Below are 9,729 nucleotides of genomic sequence, written 5' to 3' on the forward strand. Positions count from 1 at the left end.
GCGCCGCCATGGTGCGGCGGACTAGGACACAGCTCTCCCGCGCGGTCAACGGGTTCGCGTGGGAGATCGTGATGATCAGCTTGGTGTGCTTTCCCTCCCCCTTGCGGGGAGGGGTAGGGGTGGGGGTCGTAAAGTCGGAGCGCTGCTCTTCAGCGATTAAGCTGCAGGGTTGATACAGCGCCTGATCTTTAAGCCATTCACCTGGTCGAACCACCCCCACCCTTTGTCCCTCCCCGCAAGGGGGAGGGGGGAGAGGCGGGACCATATAGAGCGAAAGAAGACTCCATGAGCGAGAACGACGCCGTCGGTGGCCTGAGGCAAGTGCAGGAGAGCATCCAGCGCGCGGCGTCGGACTATGGGCGGGACCCGTCCTCCATCACCCTGGTGGCGGTCTCGAAGACATTTCCCGCAGAGGACATTGAGCCGGTGCTTGCCGCAGGCCAGCGGGTCTTCGGCGAGAACTACGTGCAGGAGGCGAAAGCCAAGTGGCCGCTCTTGCGCGAGCGCTATGCCGACGTGGAGCTGCACATGATCGGCCCGCTCCAGTCCAACAAGGCGCGTGAGGCGGTGGAACTCTTCGACGTGATCCACACCCTCGACCGGCCGTCGGTGGCGGAGGCGCTGGCCAAGGAGATCGCCCGGCAGGGGAGGACGCCGCGCCTGTTCGTTCAGGTGAACACCGGCGAGGAGCCGCAGAAGGGCGGGGTGGTCCCCACCGAGGTCGATGGCTTCCTTGAGGCCTGCCGCACGAAGCATGGTCTGACAATCGAGGGCCTCATGTGCATCCCGCCGGCCGAAGACCCGCCGTCGCCGCATTTCGCGCTCCTCAACACCATCGCCCGGCGGCATGGGCTGAAGGCGCTCTCCATGGGCATGAGCGCCGATTTCGACGCTGCGATCCAGTTAGGCGCCACCCATGTGCGGGTGGGCAGCGCGATCTTTGGGAGCCGCACGAAGGTGTAACGTACCGACTTCGCTATGCGTGGCATTGCATCTGCATGCCATCGCGGTTAAGCTTACGGCCTTGATCCACCATTCGAACCGGGGAGGGCTGCATGTTGGAAGCGATGCATCAACGCAAGTTCGGCCCCTGGAACGCCCTGCAGCAGCTTGTTGCAGGGCCGGCCATCGAACGGATCTGACGGTTTTTCAAACCGCCTTCATCTCATTCTGGTCAGCTCTGAACGGCTTTTCGTGCCGCGGTTCCGCAAGGAAGCGGCGCGTCTGACACGTTCAAGACTTCAGCGCGCTCCCAGGGCTTCGGACCCCGAGCGCCGCACCGGTGAGATCCTCCTATGACTTCCCTGAGCCTTCGCAATGTCGGCGTCGTTGCCCACACGCCCCTGTTCCAGAACCTGAACCTCGTCATCGGCGAGGGCGACCGCCTCGGCCTTGTCGCGGCCAACGGCGCCGGCAAATCCACCCTCCTGAAATGCCTTGCCGGTCTGACCGAGCCCACCCACGGGGACATCATCCGCTCACGCGGTTTGCGTGTCGCGCTGGTGGAGCAGGACGTTCCAGCCGGTCTCCTCGACCTGTCGTTCCATGACGTGCTGCGCGGGGCGCTTCCCGCGGACGAGCGGGAGAGCCAGGAATGGCGCGTGGACATGGTGCTCGACGAGTTCGAGACACCTGCCGATCTGCGCAACCTCCCGCTGTGGGCGCTCAGCGGCGGCTGGCAGCGCCTTGCGCTGATCGCGCGGGCTTGGATCGCGCAGCCGGACATGCTGCTGCTGGATGAGCCCACCAACCATCTCGATCTCGAGAAGCTCTTCAAGCTGGAGGCGTGGATCAACAATGCGAGCTACACCGCGCCCATCGTGGTGGCGAGCCACGACCGCGACTTTCTCGACGCCTGCACGAGCAGGACGCTCTTCCTGCGCCCTGAGGAATCCATCTCCTTCGCGCATCCCTACCGGCGCGCCCGCGATCTGCTGGAGGCGCACGATGCGGCGGCTCAAGTGCAGCGGGAGAAGACCCTGCGCGAGGTGAAGCGCCTGCGCGAGAGCGCCTCGGCCTTGCGCAATGTTGGCATCAACAGCGGCAGCGACGCCGCGCAGATCAAGTCGGCGCAGATCAAGCGCCGGGCCGACGCCTTGGAGCAAAGCGCGCGTTCCCTGCACAGGGAACGGCCGGGCGAGATCCGGCTCGGCAACCGCGGCACCCATGCGCGCGTGCTGGTCTTGCTGGAGAACGTGACGGTGGAGGCGCCGGACGGGCGCAGGCTCTTTTCGATCCCCAAGCTCGAGGTGGCGCAGGGCGACCGCATCGTGGTGCTGGGCCGCAACGGCGCGGGCAAGTCGCAGCTCATCGGCCTGCTGCACCGGTCGATGCTTGCGCCCGAAGGCCTGCCCTGCATCCGGGTGAGCCCGAGCCTCGCTCTCGGCTATGTGGATCAGGACATGCGCCAGCTGCCCGACACGGCAACGGCGCACGACTTCATCCTGTCGGGGTTCCGACTGGGCGATCAGCGCAGCCGCGCGGTTCTGGCAGAGGCGGGCTTTTCCATCGAGCGGCAGGGGCTGCCGATCGCAAGGCTGTCGCCGGGCCAGAAGGCGCGGCTCGGGCTTCTGGCGCTGCGCCTCTCCGAGCCGAACTTCTACCTCATGGACGAGCCCACCAACCACGTGGACATTCCGGGCCGGGAGCAGCTGGAAGCGGAGATCCTTGACGCGGAGGCAACCTGCATCGTGGTCTCCCACGACCGGAGCTTCGTGACCGCCATCGGCACCCGCTTCCTGCTCATCGACAAGGGAAAGCTGCGGGAGATCGACGGGCCGGAGGCGTTTTACGAGAGCATTCTCGGATAAACGGTGCTTGCCGCACTGGAACACGTCATGCCCGGCATGACGTGTTCCTCCGCGTTATGAATCGCAACCCTCATCCTGAGGATGATTGCGCCAGCAATCCGTCTCGAAGGAGGCTCCAGTGCTCTCTGGACAATCCTTCGAGACGCCGCTTTCAGCGGCTCCTCAGGATGAGGGCTGAGGGAGACGCGATGGTTTGAAAACGTGGACGGTTATGACGGCGGATGGTTAGCCAAGCCGCTGAAGCACAGCCCGCGCCATCACGTCGGCGCTGCCGGGGGCGAATTCGAGGTAGAGATACGGATCGATCAGCTCCAGCTCCATCAGCATGAAGCCGGTGGAGCGAACGAGTCCGTCGACGCGGGCGTAAAGCGGCGTCTGCGGCAGACAATCGACGTAAGCCTGCGCGGTGTCGATCACGGCCCGGCTCACCTCCACGCGCTCATAGGTGATACCGTATTGCGGATTGGCCCGCCACTCGCCGGCTTTGAGCACACGGCGGACGGCGTGGGAGAATGCGCCGTCGATGAAGGTCATGGTGGTCTCGCCGAGGGCGCCGATATCCTCCTGGAATTCCTGCACCAGCATGTCGCCCGTTGCGCCTTCAACGGGCCATTGGGCACGATCCGCCCATTCCAGCTTCTGGATGCCATGCCCGTTCTGGCTCGAAACCGGCTTGAGCACGGCCGTTCTCCAACCCTCCTGCTCCATCACCTGCGCAACGGCTTTCCGGCTCGCGTCGGCCAAGCGGATGGTTCTGGGAACGGCCAGTCCTGCGGCGGCCATCTCGAGCAGGTAGGTCTTGCGGAAGTTCCAGCGCAGAAGCCCGGGAGGATTGAGGAGGCGCGTGTTCCTGGCCTCGATCGCATCGATCCAGGCGAGGAAGCGGCCGGGATCATCGTAATAGTCCCAGCAGCACAGGGGCAGCACCGCGTCGGCGGCCGCGAAGGTTTCCAGCGATGTCGTCTTCCAGGGCAGATAAGCCGCTTCCATGCCTTGAGCCTTCAAGGCGCCGAGCAGGGCCTCCAGGTTCGGCGTCGGGTGCGGATACTCGGAGCAGGTGGCGATCAGGATCATGCGGTCAGCCCAGGATCTCGATGCGCGTGTTCGGCCCGATCCGCTCCAGAAGGCGGCGGATCATGCGGCGATCCACGGCGACGCAGCCTTCCGTGGGCAGGAAGCCGGGGCGGGCGAGGTGGAGGAAGATGGCGCTGCCGCGACCCCGTCTGATGGGGCCCCGGTTCCAGGCGATGTCGAGCACCACGTCGTAGAGATGGTCGTCGCGCCACATCTTCTCGTGGCCCGTGGGACAGGGCAGGGGCACGAGGCGGTTGTAGCGGCGGTCCCGCACGTCGTCGGACCAGCCGTCGCCGGGGCGGATCGCCCGCAAGGGCAGGCCGGTGCGCGGACGCGGGCTGTGGTCGGCCCGGTAGAAGGCCTGCAGGATCCTGAAGCGCCCGACCGGGGTGGCGCCGTCGCCCTCGCGCTTGGCATGGGAGGTGCCGGAGCGGCCGAGCGCGCACGGCATCACGAGATTGCCCGCCTGGAGGCGCCCGCGCCGGTGATCGAGCGGGGAGCGGAAAACACGGATAACATTGACGCGAGAGTGTTCCATCGGCAGTGGAAGGGCCCGAGGCCCCCCTTGTTGTCAAGCTGGGAATGACTACTCTTATGCGTCGAGCATGATCCGAGGCTCAAGGCTCGCGCCGGCATTCAGCTTGAGCCGGCGATGTTCGATCCGGATCATGAGCGGCGACAAGGGGTGAACGAACCGGATCGGGACTTGACGGTTTTTCGCTTTCGGAATGCCGCTTCTGCCAATTTGCGGTTCATCGTGTGAAGGGTTTGAGATGTCGAATGCCAGCCGCCTCCTCGTCGTCGATGACGATCAGGATCTGCGCGACACCCTAGCCGAACAGCTCGGATTCCATGACGAGTTCCAGGTCACCACGGCCGAGACGGCCAATGGCGCCATCGAGGCGGTGAAGGGCGACCGAATCGATCTGGCCATCATGGATGTGGGCCTGCCCGACATGGATGGGCGCGAGGCCGTGAAGGTCATGCGCCAGAACGGCTTTCGCAGCCCGATCATCATGCTCACCGCCCAAGGGTCCGAAACCGATACCGTCATGGGGCTGGAGGCGGGCGCCAACGACTATGTGGTGAAGCCCTTCAAGTTCGCCGTGCTGCTTGCCCGCATCCGGGCGCAGCTGCGCCAATACGAGGCGAGCGAGGACGCGGTGTTCCAGATCGGCCCCTACATCTTCCGTCCGGGCTCCAAGATGCTCACCACCGAGAAGGGCTCCAAGCTCAAGCTGACGGAAAAGGAGACGGCTATCCTGCGCTATCTCTACCGGGCCGGCCAGGCCGTGGTCGGGCGCGACACCCTGCTGACCGAGGTGTGGGGCTACAATTCCAACGTCACCACCCATACCCTCGAGACGCACATCTACCGCCTGCGCCAGAAGATCGAAACCGATCCGTCGAACGCCAGCATCCTTGTGACGGAGCCGGGCGGCTACAAGCTGATCCCGTAAAACCAGCATCATGGCCCTCGATGACGACATCGCCACTTTGAGCCAGGCTCCCCTGTTCAACCTGCTGGAGAAGGACGCCCTGCGGCTTGTGGCCTTCGCGTCGGAGACGCGCAGCTACCGCGAGGGCGACGTGCTGTTCCGGAGGGGCGACCGTTCCGACGGCGGCTACGTGGTGACCCGCGGGTCCATCGCGCTCGATGCCACTGATGACGGCTCGCCGGCCGCCTTCGTGGCCGGCACCGGCGCGCTGATCGGGCAGGCGGCCCTGTTCGCCCGCATCGAGCGCCGCGCCACGGCCACGGCGCAGGAGCCCTCCGGTATCATCCGCGTGACCCCCAGCCTCATGCGCCGGGTGCTGGAGGAGTTCCCGGATGCCGCTGCGGCCATCCACGAGGCCATGACCGAGGAGCTGACCCGCCTCACGGAGGGCCTGGAGCGCGTGCGCCAGCAGCTCATCGCCATCGACGGCGAGGAAGTTCCGGCCACGTCACCGGACGACGGCAAGGCTCAGGATTGATGCTGGGTTTCGCCAGGCTTATGCGGACGCCTGATCGAGCGGAATCGAGATCGTGCACGTCACGCCGGACGGGTTGAAGCTGATCTCGACGGATCCGCCGAGCTCCTGCGCGAGACCGCGCTGAATCAGGCGGGTGCCGAACCCGCGCTCGGACGGCGGGCGGACGGCGGGGCCGTCGTTCTCGCTCCAGCGCAACGACAGGGTCCGGCCATCGCCGGCATGATTCCACCGGATGGCAACCCACCCGGCCGGTTCCGAGAGTGCCCCGTATTTCAGCGCATTCGTGAGCAGCTCGTGAATGGCCATGGACAGGGGCAGCACCTGATGCGGCGGGAGCCGGACCGGGGGGCCGGACAGGCGGAAACGCTGCAGCCCAACCCCCTCGAAGGGCAGGATCGCCTTCTGCACGATCGTCTCCAGCTCGGCGCTGTCCCATCGTTCCTGGGTCAGAACGTCGTGAACGCGCGCAAGGGCCATGAGACGGCTCTCAAGCCTCTCGTGAGCGTGGGCCAGGGATTGAGCATTCTTGAGCGACTGGAAGGCGATGGACTGCACGGTCGCCAGGGTGTTCTTCACCCGGTGGTTCAGCTCGTTGATCAGGAGAGTCTGATGGCTGATCGCCTTCCGCTGATCGGCCAGGGTGTCGTCGAGCTCCAGCTGCGAGCCGATCAGCTCGGCGAAGAGCTGCAGGGTCTTCAGGGTCTTGGGGTCGGAAAGTTTGGCCGGCTTCGGGTCGAGGGCGCAGATGGTGCCGAAGACCTCCCCCGAGCGCAGGATGATCGGCACCGCGATGTAGCTCTCGAAGCCGTACATCTTAGGCGTCCGGTGGGTGCTGTAGAACGGGTCCGTGCTGGCCTGCTCGATCACGATGGGGGTGGTGGAGGCGCAAATCTCCGAGCAGAAGGTGGTTGCGACTTGAAGCGTCCCGCCCACCGGGAGCCTGAAGCCGATGCGGTCGAGCACCGCGCAGGCCGTCCATGAGGTTTCTGTCACGCGGGCAACGGCCCCGAATCCAAGGCCCGTGCTGTCGAGCAGGAGTTCCAGAATGGAGGAGACGGCCCCGATGCGGCCGACGGCCTCGACAGCCGCGCTGTCGTCCTGGACTGCGCCCGGTTCATCGCGGGCGGCGGCATTCCCCTGTGTCATGGGGAAAACCATAACAGAGTTTTCCCATGATGAAACAGCCGCGCCGCAAAGCTTTTTTGGCCTGGGAGCCTCAAAGCTCCAGCACCGCCGTCACGGGCGCGTGGTCGGAGGGGCGGTCCCAGCCGCGGGTGTCGCGGGTGACGTCGATGGTGCGAAGCGTGTCCTTGAGGCCCTTTGACAGCCAGATATGGTCGAGCCGGCGGCCCTTGTCGGCAGAGGCCCAGTCCGGCGAGCGGTAGCTCCACCAGGAATAGATCTTCTCCGGCTCCGGGCGCATATGCCGCATGGCGTCGATCCACTCCGCCTCCTGGCGCAGCTCCTCGAGCGCCTGCGTCTCCACCGGGGTATGGCTCACCACGTCGAGGAGCTGCTTGTGGCTCCATACGTCGTGCTCGTATGGCGCCACGTTGAGGTCGCCGACGAGGATCGCAGGACCCGCGGCGGGCCTGGACCTGCTGCCCCAGCTGCGCATCTCGGCCATGAAGTCGAGCTTGTGCCGGAATTTCTCGTTGAGCGCGGGATCGGGAATGTCGCCGCCGGCCGGAACGTAGAAGTTATGGATCGTGAGACCTGCCGCGGCCTTCGCCTCCCGGCTCAAGGTGACGCTGATGTGGCGGGCGTCCTGGCGGCCGCACATCTCCATCACGCCGGTCTCGGAGAACGGATAGCGGGACAGGATGGCGACGCCGTTGTAGCCCTTCTGGCCCATATGGACCACGAAGGGATAGCCGAAGGCCTGCAGGTCCTTCAGGGGCAGCTTGTCGTTCGGGCATTTGGTCTCCTGCAGGCACAGGATGTCCGGGCGGCGCTCCTTCAGGAAGCGGCCCACCTGATCGATGCGCAGGCGAACGGAATTGATGTTCCAGGTCGAGACGGTCAGTTGCACGGGGAAAGGCCCTTCGGACGAAGACCCTTTCCGGCTACGACAGAATTCGCCCGGAGGGAAGGGCACCCCGTGTCATCCCCGGCGGTCCGCAGGACCGGGAAGGGGATCCACCCGCGTCCACAGCACTATGGATTCCCTTCCCCTCCGCTGCGCTCCGGCCGGGAATGACGCCCGGTCTCACCAGTTGAGACCGTGGCTACCGGTTGTTGCCGGTGCCGATGACGGCCTCGTACTGGATCTTGAACAGGTCCTGGTCGATCCGGCGGCCCCGCTCGACCTTGTCGAGCACCACCATGGTCTGGAAGCCCTGGGCATCGATGATGCGCCACTGGTTCAGGCTCTCCACCTGAGGGTCGAAATAGAGCGTGATGCGCGAGGTGCCGCCGAGCGTCGAGGAATCCTCCAGGTTGATCCGCACCGCATCGCCGTCATGGGCGATGCCGGTGATCTTGATGTCCTGGCCGAGATTGACCCGCTCGCGCAGGAGGAATTTCAGGGGCGTCTGCGAGATGGAATAGAGATCCTGGGTGGCGAGCTTGCGGTCGCGCACCGCCACCGAGCGGCCGTCGGCGATCACTTGGAGGGTGGCCGGCGGATCGTACTCGAAGCGCACCCTGCCGGGACGCTGGAGATAGAGCGTGCCGCCCTGCCGGCGCCCGTCGCCGCCCACTTGCGTGAAATCCGCCACCATGGTGCTCAGGTTCGTGAAGAAGGCGTTGGCCCGCTCCACCACCACGCTGCCGGGCAGCGGCTGGTTGAGGGCCACCGGAACGGCCGAGGCGGTGACGATGGGCCTGGGCGCGATCGCAATGGGCTCGGGAGTCGCTTCGCGCTCCTCCACGGCCGGGCGGCTCGGCGGAAGGGGAGCCGTCGCGGCGAGCACCTGCTCCCCATTGGCGGGTCTCGCGATCACGGGCCGGGCCGGCTGTGCTGCATGGTGCGGGGATCCCGCCTGACGGAAGGAGGCGGTCGGCAGGGGAACGGAGGATCGGCTGAAGACGTGGAGGGCCGGTCGTACAGGGGGAAGGATCATCTCGATCGGCAGCGTCTGTCCCACGGCCGGCAGGATGCCCGCACAAGCGGACAGGGCCGTGACCAAGGCGACGAGGGGGAGGGGACGCATCCGAAGGATCTCCTGACCGGAACGATTATGACCGCTGCTTGGCCATTGCACATGGCTCAACAATGACGCAGGGCCGCGGCCAAGGTTCCAGCGAGCATCGGACCCATGAGTGGATTTGCACTTTTGGGATCCATCCGATGCTCCTTCTCTTAGCTGGCGCATCGTTCAACGCGGAAAACCGGTTCCCACTTTTCCGCACGATGCGCTTTAGGAGTTTAATCGTCTCCTGCTCCCGGAGATTCAAGCAGAATCTCTCGTTTTCCGGCGTGGTTTGCGGGTCCGACGATGCCCTCCTGCTCCATGCGCTCCATGAGCGAGGCGGCCCGGTTGTAGCCGATCTGCAGGCGACGCTGGATGTAGCTCGTGGACGCCTTCTTGTCCCGCAGCACCACCGCCACCGCCTGGTCGTACAGGTCGCCGCCCGGCGCCCCGAACTCGCCCTGGTCGAACACCGCCGCGTCGGGAGCAGCCCCGCCCTCGTCCTCATCGGCCGTCACCGCCTCGAGATACTGCGGCCGCCCCTGGCGCTTCAGGTGCGCCACCACCTTCTCCACCTCCTCGTCGGAGCAGAACGGCCCGTGCACCCGCGTAATCCGCCCGCCGCCCGCCATGTACAGCATGTCGCCCTGGCCTAAGAGCTGCTCGGCGCCCATCTCGCCCAAGATCGTGCGGCTGTCGATCTTGGACGTGACCTGGAACGAGATCCGGGTCGG

The 9,729-nt window shown here is 65.8% G+C and carries 10 protein-coding genes; 4 read left to right on the forward strand and 6 right to left on the reverse strand.

Translation table 11 applies throughout. From position 1 onward, the window contains the following. Nucleotides 1-285: 285 nt before the first annotated feature. Together AC0QTX_RS08420 and AC0QTX_RS08425 are read left to right on the forward strand one after the other, a co-directional pair. Nucleotides 286-963, forward strand: coding sequence for a YggS family pyridoxal phosphate-dependent enzyme (locus AC0QTX_RS08420; protein WP_474603372.1), 678 nt, complete (start codon nucleotides 286-288; stop codon nucleotides 961-963). 332 nt (nucleotides 964-1,295) lie between these two features. Continuing rightward, the gene (locus AC0QTX_RS08425; RefSeq protein ID WP_474603373.1) at nucleotides 1,296-2,810 is read left to right on the forward strand and encodes an ABC-F family ATP-binding cassette domain-containing protein; all 1,515 of its coding nucleotides are present in this window, start codon (nucleotides 1,296-1,298) and stop codon (nucleotides 2,808-2,810) included. A gap of 225 nt (nucleotides 2,811-3,035) precedes the next feature. Here AC0QTX_RS08425 and AC0QTX_RS08430 read toward each other — a convergent pair whose 3' ends face one another. Beyond that, nucleotides 3,036-3,884: an ATP-grasp domain-containing protein gene (locus AC0QTX_RS08430; protein WP_474603374.1), complete on the reverse strand. Its 849-nt coding sequence runs from the start codon at nucleotides 3,882-3,884 to the stop codon at nucleotides 3,036-3,038. Nucleotides 3,885-3,888: 4 nt separating this feature from the next. After that, complete coding sequence (locus AC0QTX_RS08435; RefSeq protein ID WP_474603375.1) at nucleotides 3,889-4,422, reverse strand: L,D-transpeptidase family protein; 534 nt, start codon at nucleotides 4,420-4,422, stop codon at nucleotides 3,889-3,891. 235 nt (nucleotides 4,423-4,657) lie between these two features. Here AC0QTX_RS08435 and AC0QTX_RS08440 point away from each other — a divergent pair, with 235 nt between their 5' ends. Further along, complete coding sequence (locus AC0QTX_RS08440; RefSeq protein ID WP_474603376.1) at nucleotides 4,658-5,344, forward strand: response regulator transcription factor; 687 nt, start codon at nucleotides 4,658-4,660, stop codon at nucleotides 5,342-5,344. A gap of 10 nt (nucleotides 5,345-5,354) precedes the next feature. Further along, on the forward strand, nucleotides 5,355-5,861 hold the full coding sequence (locus tag AC0QTX_RS08445; RefSeq protein WP_474603377.1) for a cyclic nucleotide-binding domain-containing protein: 507 nt from the start codon (nucleotides 5,355-5,357) through the stop codon (nucleotides 5,859-5,861). An 18-nt stretch (nucleotides 5,862-5,879) separates the two neighbouring features. Here AC0QTX_RS08445 and AC0QTX_RS08450 read toward each other — a convergent pair whose 3' ends face one another. The 4 genes from AC0QTX_RS08450 to AC0QTX_RS08465 form a co-directional block, all read right to left on the reverse strand. After that, a complete protein-coding gene (locus AC0QTX_RS08450) occupies nucleotides 5,880-7,007 on the reverse strand; it encodes an HWE histidine kinase domain-containing protein (protein ID WP_474603378.1) in 1,128 nt (375 codons plus the stop codon). Nucleotides 7,008-7,077: 70 nt separating this feature from the next. Further along, on the reverse strand, nucleotides 7,078-7,893 hold the full coding sequence (xth, locus tag AC0QTX_RS08455) for an exodeoxyribonuclease III (protein ID WP_474603379.1): 816 nt from the start codon (nucleotides 7,891-7,893) through the stop codon (nucleotides 7,078-7,080). A 196-nt stretch (nucleotides 7,894-8,089) separates the two neighbouring features. Continuing rightward, nucleotides 8,090-9,016, reverse strand: a complete 927-nt coding sequence (locus AC0QTX_RS08460; protein WP_474603380.1) for an outer-membrane lipoprotein carrier protein LolA — start codon at nucleotides 9,014-9,016, stop codon at nucleotides 8,090-8,092. A gap of 215 nt (nucleotides 9,017-9,231) precedes the next feature. Continuing rightward, nucleotides 9,232-9,729: DNA translocase FtsK (locus tag AC0QTX_RS08465; protein ID WP_474603381.1), on the reverse strand; the 498-nt coding region annotated here is incomplete at its 5' end.

The sequence above is a fragment of the Microvirga sp. jy35 genome (assembly GCF_056148915.1).

What these genes read in the sequence shown, in the direction of transcription:
- AC0QTX_RS08420 (WP_474603372.1), top strand. Translation starts at nt 286, where the DNA reads ATGAGCGAGAACGACGCCGTCGGTGGCCTGAGGCAAGTGCAGGAGAGC.
- AC0QTX_RS08425 (WP_474603373.1), top strand. Translation starts at nt 1,296, where the DNA reads ATGACTTCCCTGAGCCTTCGCAATGTCGGCGTCGTTGCCCACACGCCC.
- AC0QTX_RS08430 (WP_474603374.1), bottom strand. Translation starts at nt 3,884, where the DNA reads ATGATCCTGATCGCCACCTGCTCCGAGTATCCGCACCCGACGCCGAAC.
- AC0QTX_RS08435 (WP_474603375.1), bottom strand. Translation starts at nt 4,422, where the DNA reads ATGGAACACTCTCGCGTCAATGTTATCCGTGTTTTCCGCTCCCCGCTC.
- AC0QTX_RS08440 (WP_474603376.1), top strand. Translation starts at nt 4,658, where the DNA reads ATGTCGAATGCCAGCCGCCTCCTCGTCGTCGATGACGATCAGGATCTG.
- AC0QTX_RS08445 (WP_474603377.1), top strand. Translation starts at nt 5,355, where the DNA reads ATGGCCCTCGATGACGACATCGCCACTTTGAGCCAGGCTCCCCTGTTC.
- AC0QTX_RS08450 (WP_474603378.1), bottom strand. Translation starts at nt 7,007, where the DNA reads ATGACACAGGGGAATGCCGCCGCCCGCGATGAACCGGGCGCAGTCCAG.
- AC0QTX_RS08460 (WP_474603380.1), bottom strand. Translation starts at nt 9,016, where the DNA reads ATGCGTCCCCTCCCCCTCGTCGCCTTGGTCACGGCCCTGTCCGCTTGT.